Genomic DNA, 15596 nt, shown 5'->3' with positions numbered 1-15596 from the left:
AAGGCCGGCCACCAAGGAATGGAGTCTCGCTTTGAATCAACCACCACCGCTCAGCCGTCCGGTCTACATCCCCAACCATCTGGTCTGGGCGATCTTGACGACGCTGTTCTGCTGCCTGCCGTTGGGCGTGGTGTCGATCGTCTATGCCTCCCAGGTCGATGGCCGCCGCGCGGCTGGCGATCTGCCGGGGGCCTACAGCGCGTCGCGCAAGGCGGGCTGGTGGGCGGTGGCTTCGGCCGTGGCCCTGCCGGTCCTGTTGCTGTTGTGGCTCGGGCTGTTCGGCGGCTTGGCCGTACTGGGCGCTCTTTCCGACCAATGATTCACCACCACCACCCATCAAGGAGCTTGAACCCATGAATACCGCTACTCCGCAGGTCCCGAACAACCTGGTCTGGGCCATCCTGACCACCCTGTTCTGCTGCCTGCCGGCCGGCATCGTGTCGATCGTCTACGCCGCACAGGTCAACGGCAAGCTGGCCGCTGGCGACATCGCCGGCGCCCAGGACTCCGCCGCCAAGGCCAAGAAGTGGGCCATCTGGTCGGCCATTGCCTGGGCCGTGCTGGTCGTGCTGTACGTGCTGTTCTTCGTCGTGCTCGGCGGCATGGGCGCGATGAGCAACAGCGGCTACTGATACGCCTGGACGGATCCGGCGCCTGCGCCGGATCCGTTGTTGCATGTCCGCGCTTCCCGCTCGTTCCCGACTCGCCCGCTGGGCGCCGCTGCTGGCTTCCGCCGGCTTGGCCGTGGGTGCCACGGTGGTGCTGCGCAACGTCAATCCGTATGTCGCCGGCAATCCACTGCCGAGCTGCCCGCTGTACGCCCTGACCGGCCTGTACTGCCCGGGCTGTGGCAGCACGCGCTGCCTGTACTCCCTGGTCCACTTCGACCTGCCCGGCGCGATGGCGATGAACCCGCTGCTGGTCATCAGCCTGCCGTTCCTGTTGCTGATGCTGCTGAACATCGCCGGCATCCGCCCACGCGTGCTCGACCCGCTGATGCGGTTGCTGGCCAATCCTGTGTTCTGGCTCTGGGTGCTGCCCGGGTATGCGCTGCTGCGCAACCTGCCGTGGGCACCGTTCACTGCACTGGCACCGATCTAGGTTTCCAGCCAACGGCGCAGCCCCTCGTGGTGGGCGGCGTTTGAAGGCAGAAGCCTTGGGGTTGGCCGGGCGGGATGGGTTTGCGGGGGACGCCGTGAATCCGTCCGTGGAGGCTTGGCCGCGGCATCCATGCCGCGGACACCCCCCGCAAACCCATCCCGCCCGGCCACGGACAGTTTCCGTGTGCGTCCACCACGGAAAAGAAAGAGAAGATCAAAAGCAGAAGCGGATCGCTTCGCTACGCTCGCTCGGAGCCAAGCATGGCTCGGCTCTGGAGAACGTCCGTGCGCGGAAAACTGTCGAAGGCGGGGTGGGTTGGATGGCGGGGGTGTGAGCCGCATGGGCCCGAGGCATGCCTCGGGCGGGTTGGGCAGGACGCCCAACCCGGGTCTTGCCGTGTGCGCAGGACAGCGCACACGAGCAAGCGGCGACCAAGCCTCCATGGACGGATTCACGGCGTCCCCCGCCATCCGCCCCACCCCGCCAACCCGCAGCAATCCAGCTGTTGCTGTTGCTCTGTTGCCTCTGCAGGTGCAGGGCTGCAAGCCCTGCAAAGCAACTACGTCACCCAGCCTGCAATCACCAGCAGGGCGAGGATCGCCAGCCACAGCAGCAGCATCCGCCACACCAGGCTCATCGCATCACGCAGGTCCGGCAACCGCTGCCACACCGGCAACAGCCCCGCCTCGGTGTAGTCGTGCGCGTCCTCGCGCAGTTCGGCGTTGACGCTGGCCCGCGCCACCGCACCCAGGAACCCGGTGTTGCCGGTCAGGCGCTCGCCATGGGCCTGGCGCCACGCCTTCCACGCCGTATCGAAGTTGCCCACCAGCGCCATCGAGAACGCCATCAGCTGTGCCACCGGCCACTCGATCCAGCCCAGCAGCCGCTGCGCCAGCGCCAGCGGCTCGACCGGCACGCGGGCACGCATCGGGCTTTCCGCCATCAGCGCCAGCAGCCGGTAACCGAGCGCGCCAGCCGGGCCCAGCAACAGGAACCAGAACAGCACCGCGAACCAGCGCCGCAGTGCGTTGAGCACCGTCGCCTCGACCAGCGACGGAATGTCCTCGCGCAGGCTGCCGCCGGCCGACTGCAGGTTGCGCACTGCAGCCTGCCGCGTCGCCGCATCATCGGCATCGATGATGGCCTCGATATCGCGGTCCAGGTCACGCGGGCCCCAGCACCAGGCCAGCACCGCCACGCCCAGCAGCAGCGACGGCAGGCCGAACAGCACCCCGCGCAACAGCCACGCCAGCAGCGCCATCAGCAACAGCGGCGGCAGCAGGGCCAAGGCAACGCCGGCCGGTCCCTGCCAGGCCTTGCCACCACGCGCATCCAGCCAGCCCAGCCAACGCCGGAAACCGTCGAAACGGCGCAGCGAGGCAGCAGCGGCCGGAGCAACATGGCCCAGGGCCAGTGCCACCAGCACGGCGGCCAGAGTGGTGAACATGGCAGGTCTCCCTACGAAACAGAACGCTCGGCGCCGCTACCTTACCTGTCGCAGCAGCGCCCTCAGCGGTGAACCGGACTGTAACCCGTGCCGTGTTCAGGTGGCGGCAATGCAATCACCCCAGCCGGCCCGCCTCAGCCCTTCTGCTGCCGGTACCAATGCTCGATCAGGCCGCGCGAAATCGAGATCGGCGGCGACAGGCGGATGCCCTGGCCATCGTCCTCCACATCGCGCGCCAGCGCTGCGCCGACCTCGTCGGCACTGAACCAGCGCGCGTCTTCCAGCTCACCGTCCACGGTCGGCAGGTCATCCTGCGCCTGTGCGCGAAAGCCAACCATCAGCGCACCCGGGAATGGCCAGGGCTGCGAACCGAGGTACTGGCAGGCCGTCACCCGCACTTTGCTCTCCTCGTGGACTTCGCGCACCACGGTCTGCTCGAAGGTCTCGCCCGGTTCGACGAAGCCGGCCAGCACCGAGTAGCGACGTGGCGCCCAGTTTGACTGGCGGCCGAGCAGCAGGCGGCCCTGGTTTTCAACCGCCACGATCACAGCGGGGTCGACACGCGGATAGTGCTCGGTGGAACACTGCGCGCAACGCCCCACGAAGCCGCCACGGGCAAACGCTACGGTACCACCACATACCCCGCAGAAACGGGTGCGCGAGTGCCAGTAGGACATGCCACGTGCGTAGCTGAAAGCGGTCGCATCAGCCACCGACCACAGCAGGGCGGCCTGGCGCAGGTCGAGGCGACGTGGTGCGCTGACGGTGACGCTGGCGGCTTCAACCGAGAACCACGCTTGTTCCCCGCGCAGGCCGAGGAAGATCGCGGAGCCGGGACCGCCGCCGATGTCGGCGCCGGTCAGCGCCAGCGGCTGGTCGTCATCGCCGGTGAAGGCGCTGCCGTCCTGATCGAGCACCAGAATGTGCGCGCCCGGCCACAGGCGCGCCAGTGCATCGGCATCTTCGCGCAGGGCATCGGCGCGCTCCAGCGGTTCGCCCACGAAGGCGAAACCGGAAAGCGGCGAAGGAGTATTGGGCATCCTGCAAGCGTGCCGCCAATCGATGCGGGTGGCAAGCCGCGGGCTTTGCCGAAGCCGTCTGTGGGTGTGGAGCTTGCTCCACACACCTTGTCGCGCGGGACGCAGGCCCCGCGCCCCGCCTACATGCTGAAACTGCTGCCGCAGCCGCAGGTGGTCTTTGCGTTCGGGTTGCGGATCACGAACTGTGCACCGGTCAGGCTCTCGGTGTAGTCCACCTCGGCGCCCATCAGGTACTGCAGGCTCAACGGGTCGACCAGCAGGGTCACCCCGCTGGTCTGTACCGCCAGATCGTCCTCGGCACGGTTCTCGTCGAACTCGAACCCGTACTGGAAGCCCGAACAGCCACCACCTTCGATGTACACGCGCAGGGCCAGGTCGGGGTTGCCCTCTTCCTGGATCAGGGATTTGACCTTGGCGGCCGCCGACTCGGTGAAGTTCAGCGGGCGCTCCAGCGACTGGTAATCGGGCGCGGCGGCCGGGGTGGCGCCGGGCAGGGAGACTAGCGTGCTCATGGTGTCAGCATGGGGGTGCCGACGATGGCTTTCAAGCCATCGCCTCGGCCAGCTTGCGGCGCGCGGCGGTGTCACCCTTGCCGCCATTGGCCTCATCAGCTTCCGGGGCCGGCAGGGCGGCCATCGGGGCGCTGGCATGGATCAGGCGGCCGTTCAGCTGGGCGCCCGCATTCATCTCCACCACCTGGTAATGGACGTTGCCGTTGACCCGCGCGCTCGGGGTCAGTTCGACTTTCTCGCTGGCGTGCACGTCGCCGTCCAGGCGGCCACTGATGACCACCACCTGGGCACGGATCTCGCCCTCGATCACGCCATGCTCGGCGACCGTCAGGGTCGCGCCACTGGCGCCTTCGGCGGCGATCACCTTGCCATGGATGCGGCCTTCCACGTACAGGCCACCACTGAATTCCACATCACCGCGGATCACCACCTGGTTGCCGATCAGGGCATCCACCACCAGCTGGCCTTCACGGTTGGATTTGCTGCTTCCGAACATCTGCCTACTCCCCTTTGCTGGCCGGCGCACCGGCCTGTTTCCAGTCGAATACCTGGGTGGTACCCCCCGTACCACTCCCCAATGTCACCCGCACGCGTTGCGGGGTGAAGTCAGCCGGCAGCATCACGCTGCCGGTGAGCTGCTGGAAGTACCGGAACGAGTAATCCTGTCCCGGTACCTTGCTGCGCTGGTGCAGATCATCCCAGCTGATCGTGGCCAGCTTGCCGTTCTTGACGCCTTCCACGGTGAAGCGCATCTGCCCCTGGCTGATGGCGCCGCGGTTGAGGTTCTGGGTCAGCACCGCGGTGTACTGCCAGGTGCCGGCCGCTTCCGGGCTGAACTCGATCGAATGGGTGTTCAGGCCCTTGCGCTGGCTGGTCGAACCCACCAGGCGCTCATAGAAGGCAACGTCGGCACGCAGGCCGGCGATTTCCTCATCGCGCTCGGCCAGCGAGGACTGCACCTCGGTATTGGCGGCGCGGCTGATGCGGTCGGAGGCTTCCAGCGTGGCCTGCTTCTGGCGCAGTTCGGTCAGCTGCGCCTGCAGCGTCTCGGCACGCTTCTCGGCGGCCTGCAGGCGCTGGCCCTGCGCATCGCGCGGGGTGGCCATCCAGCAGCCGCCGAGCACCGCCAGCACCAGGCTGAGCAGCCAGATGCCGCCGATCACCAGCAGGCGGCGGCGGTCGGCCGGCGGTTGCGGCGCGCCGGGCAGGCGGACCTGCACGCGCATGGGAGGACGGTTGGTCATGGGTGGATTCCGGGGCATCGCGAGGGCGACACCGGTACGGCCCCTGTGGCAAACGACGGGCTAGTGTATGACAGGACGGGTGGGTTTCCTGCGCAGTGGCGAGCCACGGTCTGTGGCGTTCAGGCATGCCATCGTCGATAGTGTGGTCCCCTGCACAGTTCCGTCGCCGGAGCATCGCCATGACCGAAGCCCACCTGTTCGTGATCGGCATCCTGCTGGCCTGGCTGGCCGGCATCCGCGTCTACCTCACCGTGTTCGGTGTCGGCCTGGCCGGCCTGCTCGGCTGGGTCGACCTGCCACCGGCCCTGCAGGCCACTGAATCGTGGTGGGTGCTGGGCACTTCGGCGGCGCTGGCGGTGACCGAATTCTTCGCCGACAAGATTCCCGGCGTCGACTCGGCGTGGGATCTGGTGCAGACCCTGGCACGTGTACCCGCAGGTGCCTTCCTTGCCGCAGCCACGCTGTCGCCGGATGGGCAGCTGGGCACCGGCGCACTTGCTGCCGGTGCAGGTGTCGCGCTGGCCAGCCACGGCCTGAAGGCAGGCACCCGCGCCCTGCTCAATACCTCGCCCGAGCCTGCCAGCAACTGGGTGGCCTCCGCCGCCGAGGACACCGTGGTGGTCGGTGGCCTGGCCCTGGCCCTGGCACACCCGTGGATCGCGCTGATCGTGGTGCTGGCCTGCAGCCTGGCGGGCGCGCTGCTGGTGTGGCTGGTCTGGCGCACCTTGTGGAAGGGCGTGCGCTGGCTGGCACGCAGTGCGTCGCCCGACAGTCCACGCCAGCCCGGCACCGGTTGATCGCCGGGCTTGTCGCATAATGGACGCGAACACCAGGAGCACCGATGGCCGCAAACGAATCCCCCGCGGGCGCCCGCCCGGGACGCGCTGAAACCCCTCCGGCCGATCATTGGCAACGCTGGACCGCTGAACCGGCGAGCGCCGTCGCCGCAGCGCCGGCAGCGGTTCCGCCGCTGGCCGCCTCCGACGCACCCGCATCGATCGGCAGCGCACCGCCGCCGCTGCCCGGCCCATCCCTGCTGGCCGAGGCCGGCGGCAATGACCCGGCACCGCTGCACTCCGATTCGCCCTACCGCGTGCTGATCGTCGAGGATGATCGCGCCCAGGCACTGTTCGCACAGAGCGTGCTGCATGGCGCCGGCATGCAGGCGATCGTGCACAGCGATGCCGACGGTGCGCTGCAGGCGATCAAGGAACATCGCCCTGACCTGATCCTGATGGACCTGCACCTGCCCGGTCTGGACGGCATGCGCCTGACCGCGCTGATCCGCCAGCAGCCCGGCCTGCAGCTGCTGCCCATCGTGTTCCTCAGCGGCGACCCGGACCCGGAACGCCAGTTCGAGGTGCTCGACAGTGGCGCCGACGACTACCTGAGCAAGCCGATCCGCCCGCGCCACCTGATCGCCGCCGTGGCCAACCGCATCCGCCGCGCGCGGGCGCAGGCCGCAACCCTGCCCGGCGTATCCGGCACCCCGGCCACCAGCAATCCGGAAACCGGGCTGCCGACGCGGCATCACGTGCTGCAGCAGCTCAACGCCGCGCTCGCCCACCGCGACCAGGGCGGCGTGCTGTTCGTCGAGATATCCAGCGCGCTGGGCCTGCGCGAGCGCTATGGCTATGCCGCCTTCGAGCGCCTGATGGTGCAGGCCGGGCAACGCCTGGCAGAAGCCGGCCACCCGCACCTGCTGGCGCGCCTGAACGACAACAGCTTCCTGCTGCTTGCGCGCAATGTCAGCGAGGACAGCCTGGAAGGCATTGCCGCTGCGCTGCGCGAGCAGTTGTCGGCGCGGGCCTTCGTGATCCGCGATGACGAATCGGTGCATCTGCGGGGCGTGGTCGGCTATGCACCGCTGTCGCCGGGCTTCGACGATGCCAACAGCGCGCTGGAGGCAGTCGAGCGCACCACCCTGCAGGCACGGTTGCTCAGCGCCGGCGTGGCCGGCCACGTGCACCGCGACGTGACCAGCGAGCAGGAACACCTGGCACTGCTGGAAGGCCAGCTTGAGCTGGCCTACCAGCCGATCGTCGCCGTCGCCGGCGGCAACACCGCGCAGTACCAGCTGCTGCTGCGCCTTCGCCAAGCCGACGGTACGCTGCTGGCGGCAGGCCAGGTGATTCCGGCCGCAGAGGCTGCCGGGCGCATCGCCGATCTCGACCAGCAGGTCATGGACCACGCACTGGGCCTTCTCGACCTTTACCGGCACGCGACGCAACCACTGAACCTGTTCGTTTCGCAGTCGCTGCGCACCCTGCAACGCGATGCGTTCGCGGATTGGCTGCTGGAATCGCTGCAGCAGCGCGACCTGCCCGGCAGCGCGCTGGTGATCGACGTCCGCCTGCCCGACGCGCTGATCCATACCGTGCCGCTACAGCAGTTCTGCCAGCGCATGGCCGGCGCCGGCGTGCGCTTCTGCCTGAGCCAGTTCGAACCCGGGGGCGAAGCCGATGCGCTGCTGACCCAGCTGCCGTTGTCGTTCGTGCGCATGGCCGCGCGCTTCTCCAGCAGTCATTCCAATCCGGCCACGCGCGAAGAGCTGCGCCGGGCAATCGAGCGGGCGCACGCCGCCGGGCAGCAGATCATCGGCCAGCAGATCGAAGATCCGCAGGCCGCCGCCGCGATGTGGGTGGGCGGTGTCGACTACATCCAGGGCAACATGGTGCAGTCGGCCGGCAGCGATCTGAACTTCGACTTCCACAACGCGGTGCTCTGACGTGCCGATGTGGGTCGCGCTGCTGGCTGCCCTTGCTGCGGCCTCCATCACCGCGCTGCTGTTGGGCCTGCGGCTGCGCGCGCGCAACCGGGCACTGGCCCAGCTGCAACGCGAGCGCAGCCTGCTGGCCGCCGAACGTGACCAGCTGCGCCGCACCACCGAACGACAGGGGCAGCTGGAACAGCAGCTGCTGCAGGCCAAGCAGGCCGCCGAGGCGGCGGTGCTGGCCAAGGGTGAGTTCCTGGCCACGATGAGCCACGAGATCCGTACGCCGCTCAATGGCATCCTGCCGATGCTGGAGCTGATCGCACGCGGCCCGCTGGGCGAGGACCAGCGGCAGATGCTGGCCACCGCCTCGGCCAGCTCGCAGCAGCTGCTGCGCATCGTCGACGACATCCTCGACTACTCGCGGCTGGAAGCACAGGCGCTGGAACTGGAGATCACCAGCTTCAACCTGCGCGACCTGCTCGATGGCGTGGTGCAGCTGATGCAGCGCGCCGCCGACGCCAAGGGCCTGTCGCTGGGGCTGCAGCTGGACCCGTCGGTACGCCTGCCGGTGCGTGGCGACCCTGTACGACTGCGCCAGGTGTTGAGCAACCTGCTGGCCAACGCGATCAAGTTCACCGCGCGCGGCCAGGTACAGCTGCGCGTGCAGCGGCTGGGCGAAGGCGCGGCCCAGCACCAGCTGCGCTTCGAGATCATCGACACCGGCATCGGCATCGACGAGGCACTGCAGGCGCGCCTGTTCCAGTCCTTCAGCCAGGCCGATGCCTCAACGACCCGCATCTACGGTGGCACCGGCCTGGGCCTGGCGATCTGCAAGCGCATCATCGACCTGATGCACGGGCGCATCGGCGTGCAGTCCACGCCCGGCCAGGGCGCCACGTTCTGGTTCGAGATCCCGTTGTTGAAGGTGCCCGGCGACCTGCCGGCCATGGCGCGCACGCCAGACGCGCTGCTGCTGTTCAGTAGCGATGCCATCCTGCAGGCACGCATCGAGCGCATCGCGGCCCATCATGGACTGCTGGTGCACGCCCTGGCGCAGTTCGATGCCGTGGTCGAGCGCCTGCGCGCGGTGCGGAGGCCGGGGCAACCGGCACCGGCGTGGCTGCTGGTCGATGCACGTGCGCGCCGCATCGGTGAAGCGACGCTGCAACAGGCGTTGGCCGAACGTGGCGAAGACGACGGGCTGCAGGTGCTGTGGCTGCAGGACGATGCCCTTCCTCCACGCCCACGCCAGAGGCAGCTACCCTCGCATTTCGAAGACGCTGGGCTGCATGCACTGCTGGCTGCACCGGTTGCGCATGCGCGCCCTGCCGCGCTGCTGGCCAACGCCGGACAGGGCCAGCCCACGCCCACGCTGCCACCGCTGCACCTGCGCGTGCTGCTGGTGGAGGACAACACGGTCAACCGCATGGTGGCCGAGCAGCTGCTGCGCGTGTTCCAGTGCGAAGTGCGCAACGCCGCCGATGGCGAGCAGGCGTTGCTTGCCCTGCGCGAAGGCGACGTGGATGTGGTGCTGATGGATTGCCAGATGCCGGTGCTGGACGGCTATGCCGCCACCCGCCGCTGGCGCGCCGAGGAAGTGGAAAACGGGCGCCCGCGCCTGCCGATCATCGCGATGACCGCCAATGCCATGGCCGGTGACCGCGAGCGCTGCCTGCAGGCCGGCATGGACGACTATCTGTCCAAGCCGATTGCACGCGACACCCTGCATGCGCTGCTGCAGCGCTGGGGCGGCGGCAAAGCCGCATCACCTGCACGGCCTTCGATAGAGCCGAGCCATGCCCGGCTGACGGCCGATAGCCGTCGCGCTCCATCAGCCGAGCATGGCTCGGCTCTGCAGGACGATGACAGCCGAGTCGGCTCCAAGCCGCAGCCGGTGCTGGACCGCGACGTGCTGGACGAACTGCATGCAGTGATCGGGGAGAGCGCCATCCAGATCGTCTCGGTGTTCCTGGAGGATGCGCCGGCAATGGTGCAGCAGCTGCAGCAGGCCGCGCAGAACGGCGACGAGCCTCGCCTGCAGGCCGTCGCGCACAGCCTCAAGTCATCCAGCGCGAACGTGGGCGCACTGTCGCTGTCGTCAGTCGCGCAGCGCATCGAGCACGAAGCCCGCAGCGGCAGCCTGCAGCGCCCCGCAGTAGCGGTGGCGCTGCTGGTTGCGGAATTCGCCCGAGCGCGCGTGGCACTGACGGGCTACCTGGCACAGCATCGCGCCGGCCAGGCCGGCTGACTCACTCTTCCAGCTTGCTCAGCAGGTACTTCGGTTCACCGATGCGCTCGATCAGGTCGAGCTGGGTTTCCAGCCAGTCGATGTGCTCTTCTTCCGAATCGAGGATCTTCACGAACAGCTGGCGGCTGACGTAGTCGCCGACCGAATCGGCATACGCCACGGCCTCGCGCAGGGTGACCACGCCATCGCGTTCCAGCGACAGGTCGCACTGCAGGATCTCGGTCGGGTTCTCACCAATGCGCAGCTTGCCCAGCGCCTGGAAGTTCGGCAGGCCTTCGAGGAACAGGATGCGGTCGGCGAGCATGTCGGCATGCTTCATCTCGTCGATCGATTCCTTGTACTCGTGTTCGGCCAGTTCCTTGATGCCCCAGTTCTTCAGCATCTTGGCATGCAGGAAGTACTGGTTGATCGCGGTCAGCTCGTTGTAGAGGACCTTGTTGAGGAATTCGATGACCTTGGTGTCGCCCTTCATGGGGATGCTCCTGCACGCTGAAAACGCAGGCACTTTAACGCCTTGCCTGCGGTCGTGAAGGAACGCGAATCGTGCGCATTGGCCTGTGCGGCCGCACGTGAAGAATGCGAAAGCGCGCCGTCAACGCGCCGCCAAGAGACGATCAGGCGACCTGGGCCAGACCCAATACCGGCAGCGGCAGATCGTGGGTGGCACGTGCCTTGGCCAGCAGATCGCCGGCCATGTCCAGGCAGGAACCGCAGGTAGCGCCACAGCCGGTACGCATGGTCAGTTCGGCCACCGTACTGACGCCATGGCTGGCGGCTTCGCGGATCTGGTGGTCGGTGACTCCGTTGCAGATGCAGACGTACACAGGCGTGAACCGGGCTGGCAGGCCAGAAGCGGCCTGTTGGCTATTCCAATGGAAACGAGAATGGTTGTCAATCAGAGACCTGAACCATTCTCGATACCGTTCAGCCCGTCAGCTGGCCGGGCCATCGCCCGTGGCCTTCTTCGGCCAGTAGCCGCGGGTCCGAGGGCGCTTGCGTGGGCGGTCGTGCCCGGCGGTATGGCCAGGCATCCAGGCTTCGGCGGCGCTCTTGGGCATGGCGGTAACCCCCTGCCCGGCCACCCCGCGGGCCAGCGGCGCCAGATGTCGCAACGCACGCGCATAGACGCCACGCTTGAACATCACCACATGCTCCACCGGGTACCAGAAGTCCACCCAGCGCCAGTGGTCGAACTCGGGCGAGTCGGTGTGGTCCAGCTTCACGTGGGATTCGTCGCCGGTCAGGCGCAGCAGGAACCAGACCTGCTTCTGGCCGATGCAGACCTGCCGCTCATTGCGGCGGATGGCCCGCGCCGGCAGCTTGTAGCGCAGCCAGCCGGGCGTCGCCCCGAGCACTTCCACATGCTCGGGCAGCAGGCCGGTCTCTTCCTGCAGTTCACGATACATGGCCTCGACAGGCGTCTCGTCGGTGTTCATGCCACCCTGCGGGAACTGCCAGCCGTCCCGGCGCACGCGTCGTGCCCAGAACACCTGGCCGTCCTGCCGCATCAGCACGATGCCGACGTTCGGTCGATAGCCGTCCGGATCGATCACGATGCGGACTCCTAAGAAAATCTACTGGCCGGGACTATCCCATGCCCTCTGTCGGCCCACAAGCACGACACAAAAGTGTTGACAGGGGCGGTACACATCCGCAGAATAGCGGGCTCACCAAGGCTATGTAGCTCAGCCGGTTAGAGCACAGCACTCATAATGCTGGGGTCGGTGGTTCGAGTCCACCCATAGCCACCACACTGAAAATCAAGTTGTTTTTCAGCGTGAAAAGTGAGAAAATAGTTGCACGTTTTGCCCCGTCGCCAAGCGGTAAGGCACCTGACTCTGACTCAGGCATTCGGTGGTTCGAATCCATCCGGGGCAGCCAAATTAAAAACAAAAGGCCAGATCGAAAGATCTGGCCTTTTGCTTTTCATCTGGTCGCGCATTCCACCTTGTCCCCGCGCCTGTCGGCACACCCCCTTGAACAACAAGGGGGCTCTTCTCCAGAAAGAACCCTGGGGTCGGATCCTTTTCCGCAGGGAAAGGCCCTGACCCCACCCTCCCGACACGCGAGACCACGGGTAGTGCCGGCCGCTGGCCGGCAACCAGGAAATCCATGACCCCGGAACGACAAAAGCCCGGCCGAAGCCGGGCTTTTGCTTTTCCATCCAGCGGGCTCCCGAAGGAGCCCAACCAGGCGCGGTAAATCAGCGCTTGGAGAACTGGGTGGCGCGGCGGGCCTTGTGCAGACCGACCTTCTTGCGCTCGACTTCACGGGCGTCACGGGTCATGAAGCCAGCCTTGCGCAGCTCGGACTTCAGGGTTTCGTCGTACTCGACCAGAGCACGGGCGATGCCCAGACGGATCGCACCGGCCTGGCCGGTGGTGCCGCCGCCAGCGGCGGTGACCAGGATGTCGAAGCTTTCGGTGTTCTTGGTCAGCTCGAGCGGCTGGCGCACGATCATGCGCGCGGTCTCACGACCGAAGAACTCGTCCAGCGGACGGCCATTGACGGTGATGTTGCCCGAACCCTTGCGCAGGAACACGCGAGCGGTGGAGGACTTGCGGCGGCCAGTGCCGTAGTTTTGAGTGATAGCCATGATTAGATATCCAGAACCTGCGGCTGCTGTGCGGCGTGCGGATGCTCAGTGCCAGCGTAGACCTTGAGCTTGCGGTACATCTGGCGACCCAGCGGGCCCTTCGGCAGCATGCCCTTGACGGCGATCTCGATCACGCGCTCCGGGTGGCGCTCCAGCGCCTGGGCCAGGGACTCGGTCTTCAGGTTGCCGATGTAACCGGTGAAACGGTGATACATCTTGTCCTGCAGCTTCTTGCCGGTGACGGCAATCTTTTCTGCATTGATGACGACCAGGTAGTCGCCGGTATCAACGTGCGGGGTGTAGACCGGCTTGTGCTTGCCACGCAGACGGCGGGCCAGCTCGGTGGCGAGACGGCCCAGGGTCTTGCCCTCGGCGTCGACGAGGTACCAGTCGCGCTGGACGGTCTCGTTCTTGGCAGTGAAAGTGCTCATGAAGAACTCTAGGTTAGGTCGGGCTCATTGCGGCGAAAGGCTCGCCGGAACTCTGCCACGCGTTGTGAAAAGGTGAAGCGTAAGAGGCGGGATTGTACTCATCCTGCCGCGGGAGCGCAACCCGTCCCCTGGGCCGGGTTGGCAGGGGCGCGGGGCCGGGCGAGAATCGGGGGGTCTTCCGCCCCACCGCGTACTGCCATGACCGTGCTCCGCCAGACCACTCCGCTGGACCACCTGCTGACCGAGGCGCAGCGCGCCCTGGACACAGTGTTCGGCAATCCGCCGGCGGCCCGCCCCTACCCCGCCACGGACACCGGCGAGCCCGGCATGGACAGCGCCGAGCGGCGCCATGCCGCAGGCCTGATGCGGATCAACCACGTCGGCGAGGTCTGCGCGCAGGGCCTGTACTTCGGCCAGGCCGCCGTGGCGCGCGACCCGGCCACGCGGGAGCACCTGCTGGAAGCGGCGCAGGAAGAAACCGACCACCTGGCCTGGTGCGCCACCCGGCTGGCCGAACTGGACAGCCGTCCGAGCCTGTTCAACCCGCTCTGGTACGCCGGCAGCTACACCATCGGCACCCTGGCCGGGCTGCGCGGCGACGGCTGGAACCTGGGCTTCGTGGTCGAGACCGAGCGCCAGGTGGAGGCCCACCTGGACGAGCACCTGGTCGACCTGCCGGCCGGCGACCTGCGCAGCCGCGCGGTCATCGCGGTGATGAAGGAAGACGAGGCCCGCCATGCGGACCACGCCGAGCAGGCCGGCGCTCGCCGCCTGCCGTTCCCGATCCCGGGCGTGATGGCACTGGCCTCCAGGGTGATGAAGACCATCGCCTACCGCATTTGAAGGGTCGCCCGCACCAACGGTGCGGGCCTACCAGGAGGTGCGGGGGGCGACGGTGGGGCCCGACCGTTGGTCGGGCCATCAATCAGTTCGGCGAGACCAGCTTCAGCCCGATCACACCAGCCACGATCAGGCCCACGCAGGCCAGGCGGGCCGGCGATGCGCTGTCGTTGAACAGGTAGATGCCCAGCACCGCCACGCCCATGGCACCGATACCGGTCCAGATCGCGTAGGCCGTGCCGACCGGGATGCTCTTCATCGCCTGGCTCATCAGGTACAGGCTGATCAGCGCGGATACCACCGTGGCAGCGGTGGGCAGGGGTTTGCTGAAGCCTTCGGAGTACTTCATTCCGAGGGCGAAACCGATCTCGAACAGGCCGGCCAGCAGCAGGTAGATCCAGGGCATGGGTGGGGGCTCCTTACCTTTTTTGAAAAAAACGAAACGGCCCGGTGTTTTCACACCGGGCCGTGGGTCGGTACATCACCGTGGAACTGTAACGCGTGCGGGGCACCGGTTCCACGGGGCGGGTCGTCCCGCCTGGGTGGCGATGCCTGCGGGCATCGCACATGGGGCTTACTCGGACAGGTTGCGGCCGTGGAACAGCTCTTCGATCTCGCGCTTGAGCAGCGCCTCGATCTTCATGCGTTCCTTGAACGACAGGTTCTTGGCCTTTTCCTCGAACAGGTACTGGTCCAGGTCGAAGTCCTTCAGGTGCATCTTCGTGTGGAAGATGTTTTCCTGATAGACGTTGACGTCGAACATCTCGTAACGCGACTTGATGTTCTTGGCCAGGAAGTTCTGGATCGAGTTGATCTTGTGGTCGATGAAGTGCTTCTTGCCCTTCACATCGCGGGTGAAGCCACGGACGCGGTAGTCCATGATCACGATGTCCGACTCAAGGCTCTCGATCAGGTAGTTCAGGGCCTTCAGCGGGGAAATGACGCCACAGGTGGCCACGTCGATGTCCGCGCGGAACGTCGCGATACCTTCCTGCGGATGGGTTTCCGGGTAGGTGTGGACAGTGATGTGGCTCTTGTCCATGTGCGCGACCACGGCGTCGGAGATCAGCTCCTTGCCGGCCAGCTTCTTGTCGATCACCGGCTCTTCGGAGATCAGGATGGTCACCGAGGCACCCTGCGGGTCGTAGTCCTGGCGGGCCACGTTCAGGATGTTGGCGCCGATGATCTCGGCGACATCGGTCAAGATTTGAGTCAGCCTGTCGGCGTTGTACTCTTCATCGATGTATTCAATGTAACGCTGACGCTCCTCTTCGGTGCGCGCGTAACACACGTCATAGATGTTGAAGCTCAGCGCCTTGGTGAGGTTGTTGAAACCCTGCAGCCTCAGGCGAGGCAACGGCTTGACCACGGCGGTCGATTCCTGTGTAAGAAGGGAAAGGGGGAATTATGGGGCAAACTGC

General features: G+C 66.7%; 19 protein-coding genes and 2 tRNA genes. 9 read left to right on the top strand and 12 right to left on the bottom strand.

What is annotated here, in order from left to right:
* The first annotated feature begins 31 nt into the window (after nucleotides 1-31).
* From AC5P60_RS15185 to AC5P60_RS15175, 3 genes are read left to right on the top strand one after another with little or no spacing between them, the layout of a single operon-like run.
* Entirely contained in the window at nucleotides 32-319 is a 288-nt protein-coding gene (locus AC5P60_RS15185; protein ID WP_005411297.1) for a CD225/dispanin family protein, read from the top strand.
* A gap of 34 nt (nucleotides 320-353) precedes the next feature.
* Complete coding sequence (locus tag AC5P60_RS15180) at nucleotides 354-632, top strand: CD225/dispanin family protein (RefSeq protein ID WP_005411298.1); 279 nt, start codon at nucleotides 354-356, stop codon at nucleotides 630-632.
* 43 nt (nucleotides 633-675) lie between these two features.
* On the top strand, nucleotides 676-1101 hold the full coding sequence (locus AC5P60_RS15175; protein ID WP_033833574.1) for a DUF2752 domain-containing protein: 426 nt from the start codon (nucleotides 676-678) through the stop codon (nucleotides 1099-1101).
* A gap of 559 nt (nucleotides 1102-1660) precedes the next feature.
* Here the strand turns inward: AC5P60_RS15175 and ampE are convergent.
* From ampE to AC5P60_RS15150, 5 genes are all read right to left on the bottom strand, one after another.
* Nucleotides 1661-2548: a regulatory signaling modulator protein AmpE gene (ampE, locus tag AC5P60_RS15170; protein ID WP_005414686.1), complete on the bottom strand. Its 888-nt coding sequence runs from the start codon at nucleotides 2546-2548 to the stop codon at nucleotides 1661-1663.
* 134 nt (nucleotides 2549-2682) lie between these two features.
* Entirely contained in the window at nucleotides 2683-3588 is a 906-nt protein-coding gene (nudC, locus tag AC5P60_RS15165) for an NAD(+) diphosphatase (protein WP_049403567.1), read from the bottom strand.
* A 119-nt stretch (nucleotides 3589-3707) separates the two neighbouring features.
* A complete protein-coding gene (gene erpA, locus AC5P60_RS15160; RefSeq protein WP_005411302.1) occupies nucleotides 3708-4100 on the bottom strand; it encodes an iron-sulfur cluster insertion protein ErpA in 393 nt (130 codons plus the stop codon).
* A gap of 31 nt (nucleotides 4101-4131) precedes the next feature.
* Nucleotides 4132-4596 (bottom strand): bactofilin family protein, encoded by a 465-nt coding sequence (locus AC5P60_RS15155; RefSeq protein WP_024958552.1) that lies wholly within the window; start codon nucleotides 4594-4596, stop codon nucleotides 4132-4134.
* Between the two features lie 4 nt (nucleotides 4597-4600).
* Nucleotides 4601-5344: a DUF6776 family protein gene (locus AC5P60_RS15150; RefSeq protein ID WP_005411304.1), complete on the bottom strand. Its 744-nt coding sequence runs from the start codon at nucleotides 5342-5344 to the stop codon at nucleotides 4601-4603.
* Nucleotides 5345-5523: 179 nt separating this feature from the next.
* Here AC5P60_RS15150 and AC5P60_RS15145 point away from each other — a divergent pair, with 179 nt between their 5' ends.
* The 3 genes from AC5P60_RS15145 to AC5P60_RS15135 are packed head-to-tail and all read left to right on the top strand — an operon-like array spanning nucleotide 5524 to nucleotide 10308.
* The gene (locus AC5P60_RS15145; RefSeq protein WP_005411305.1) at nucleotides 5524-6141 is read left to right on the top strand and encodes a DUF4126 domain-containing protein; all 618 of its coding nucleotides are present in this window, start codon (nucleotides 5524-5526) and stop codon (nucleotides 6139-6141) included.
* Nucleotides 6142-6185: 44 nt separating this feature from the next.
* Nucleotides 6186-8072 (top strand): EAL domain-containing protein, encoded by a 1887-nt coding sequence (locus AC5P60_RS15140; RefSeq protein WP_005411306.1) that lies wholly within the window; start codon nucleotides 6186-6188, stop codon nucleotides 8070-8072.
* Between the two features lies 1 nt (nucleotide 8073).
* Nucleotides 8074-10308 (top strand): ATP-binding protein, encoded by a 2235-nt coding sequence (locus AC5P60_RS15135; protein WP_483693771.1) that lies wholly within the window; start codon nucleotides 8074-8076, stop codon nucleotides 10306-10308.
* Nucleotide 10309: 1 nt separating this feature from the next.
* Here the strand turns inward: AC5P60_RS15135 and bfr are convergent, their stop codons facing one another.
* From bfr to AC5P60_RS15120, 3 genes are all read right to left on the bottom strand, one after another.
* The gene (gene bfr, locus AC5P60_RS15130; protein WP_005414691.1) at nucleotides 10310-10780 is read right to left on the bottom strand and encodes a bacterioferritin; all 471 of its coding nucleotides are present in this window, start codon (nucleotides 10778-10780) and stop codon (nucleotides 10310-10312) included.
* A 142-nt stretch (nucleotides 10781-10922) separates the two neighbouring features.
* The gene (locus AC5P60_RS15125) at nucleotides 10923-11132 is read right to left on the bottom strand and encodes a (2Fe-2S)-binding protein (RefSeq protein WP_005411309.1); all 210 of its coding nucleotides are present in this window, start codon (nucleotides 11130-11132) and stop codon (nucleotides 10923-10925) included.
* A 108-nt stretch (nucleotides 11133-11240) separates the two neighbouring features.
* Nucleotides 11241-11861: an RNA pyrophosphohydrolase gene (locus AC5P60_RS15120; protein ID WP_005411310.1), complete on the bottom strand. Its 621-nt coding sequence runs from the start codon at nucleotides 11859-11861 to the stop codon at nucleotides 11241-11243.
* Between the two features lie 121 nt (nucleotides 11862-11982).
* Here AC5P60_RS15120 and AC5P60_RS15115 point away from each other — a divergent pair.
* Both AC5P60_RS15115 and AC5P60_RS15110 read left to right on the top strand, forming a co-directional pair.
* Nucleotides 11983-12059, top strand: a tRNA-Met gene (locus tag AC5P60_RS15115).
* A 55-nt stretch (nucleotides 12060-12114) separates the two neighbouring features.
* A tRNA-Gln gene (locus AC5P60_RS15110) sits at nucleotides 12115-12189 on the top strand.
* A 322-nt stretch (nucleotides 12190-12511) separates the two neighbouring features.
* On the opposite strand, the gene rpsI is transcribed toward AC5P60_RS15110, so the two are convergent.
* Nucleotides 12512-12904 (bottom strand): 30S ribosomal protein S9, encoded by a 393-nt coding sequence (gene rpsI / locus AC5P60_RS15105; RefSeq protein ID WP_005411311.1) that lies wholly within the window; start codon nucleotides 12902-12904, stop codon nucleotides 12512-12514.
* Nucleotides 12905-12906: 2 nt separating this feature from the next.
* Nucleotides 12907-13335, bottom strand: coding sequence for a 50S ribosomal protein L13 (rplM, locus tag AC5P60_RS15100; protein WP_005414692.1), 429 nt, complete (start codon nucleotides 13333-13335; stop codon nucleotides 12907-12909).
* A 198-nt stretch (nucleotides 13336-13533) separates the two neighbouring features.
* Between rplM and coq7 the strand changes: the two genes are divergently transcribed.
* A complete protein-coding gene (coq7, locus tag AC5P60_RS15095; protein ID WP_005411313.1) occupies nucleotides 13534-14178 on the top strand; it encodes a 2-polyprenyl-3-methyl-6-methoxy-1,4-benzoquinone monooxygenase in 645 nt (214 codons plus the stop codon).
* 82 nt (nucleotides 14179-14260) lie between these two features.
* Here coq7 and AC5P60_RS15090 read toward each other — a convergent pair whose 3' ends face one another.
* Together AC5P60_RS15090 and speD are read right to left on the bottom strand one after the other, a co-directional pair.
* Nucleotides 14261-14581: a DMT family transporter gene (locus tag AC5P60_RS15090; RefSeq protein WP_005411314.1), complete on the bottom strand. Its 321-nt coding sequence runs from the start codon at nucleotides 14579-14581 to the stop codon at nucleotides 14261-14263.
* A gap of 168 nt (nucleotides 14582-14749) precedes the next feature.
* Nucleotides 14750-15544 carry an adenosylmethionine decarboxylase gene (gene speD, locus AC5P60_RS15085; RefSeq protein WP_005411315.1) on the bottom strand — a complete coding sequence of 265 codons (795 nt, stop codon included), beginning with the start codon at nucleotides 15542-15544 and terminating at the stop codon, nucleotides 14750-14752.
* Between the last annotated feature and the right edge of the window lie 52 nt (nucleotides 15545-15596).

Source organism: Stenotrophomonas sp. YJH_SMC_120 (assembly GCF_059368675.1).
The sequence above is the reverse complement of the archived record's forward strand: the minus strand, read 5'-3'. Positions and strand labels throughout refer to the sequence as shown.

What these genes read in the sequence shown, in the direction of transcription:
- AC5P60_RS15180 (WP_005411298.1), top strand. Translation starts at nt 354, where the DNA reads ATGAATACCGCTACTCCGCAGGTCCCGAACAACCTGGTCTGGGCCATC.
- AC5P60_RS15175 (WP_033833574.1), top strand. Translation starts at nt 676, where the DNA reads ATGTCCGCGCTTCCCGCTCGTTCCCGACTCGCCCGCTGGGCGCCGCTG.
- ampE (WP_005414686.1), bottom strand. Translation starts at nt 2,548, where the DNA reads ATGTTCACCACTCTGGCCGCCGTGCTGGTGGCACTGGCCCTGGGCCAT.
- nudC (WP_049403567.1), bottom strand. Translation starts at nt 3,588, where the DNA reads ATGCCCAATACTCCTTCGCCGCTTTCCGGTTTCGCCTTCGTGGGCGAA.
- erpA (WP_005411302.1), bottom strand. Translation starts at nt 4,100, where the DNA reads ATGAGCACGCTAGTCTCCCTGCCCGGCGCCACCCCGGCCGCCGCGCCC.
- AC5P60_RS15155 (WP_024958552.1), bottom strand. Translation starts at nt 4,596, where the DNA reads ATGTTCGGAAGCAGCAAATCCAACCGTGAAGGCCAGCTGGTGGTGGAT.
- AC5P60_RS15150 (WP_005411304.1), bottom strand. Translation starts at nt 5,344, where the DNA reads ATGACCAACCGTCCTCCCATGCGCGTGCAGGTCCGCCTGCCCGGCGCG.
- AC5P60_RS15145 (WP_005411305.1), top strand. Translation starts at nt 5,524, where the DNA reads ATGACCGAAGCCCACCTGTTCGTGATCGGCATCCTGCTGGCCTGGCTG.
- AC5P60_RS15140 (WP_005411306.1), top strand. Translation starts at nt 6,186, where the DNA reads ATGGCCGCAAACGAATCCCCCGCGGGCGCCCGCCCGGGACGCGCTGAA.
- bfr (WP_005414691.1), bottom strand. Translation starts at nt 10,780, where the DNA reads ATGAAGGGCGACACCAAGGTCATCGAATTCCTCAACAAGGTCCTCTAC.
- rpsI (WP_005411311.1), bottom strand. Translation starts at nt 12,904, where the DNA reads ATGGCTATCACTCAAAACTACGGCACTGGCCGCCGCAAGTCCTCCACC.
- rplM (WP_005414692.1), bottom strand. Translation starts at nt 13,335, where the DNA reads ATGAGCACTTTCACTGCCAAGAACGAGACCGTCCAGCGCGACTGGTAC.
- coq7 (WP_005411313.1), top strand. Translation starts at nt 13,534, where the DNA reads ATGACCGTGCTCCGCCAGACCACTCCGCTGGACCACCTGCTGACCGAG.
- AC5P60_RS15090 (WP_005411314.1), bottom strand. Translation starts at nt 14,581, where the DNA reads ATGCCCTGGATCTACCTGCTGCTGGCCGGCCTGTTCGAGATCGGTTTC.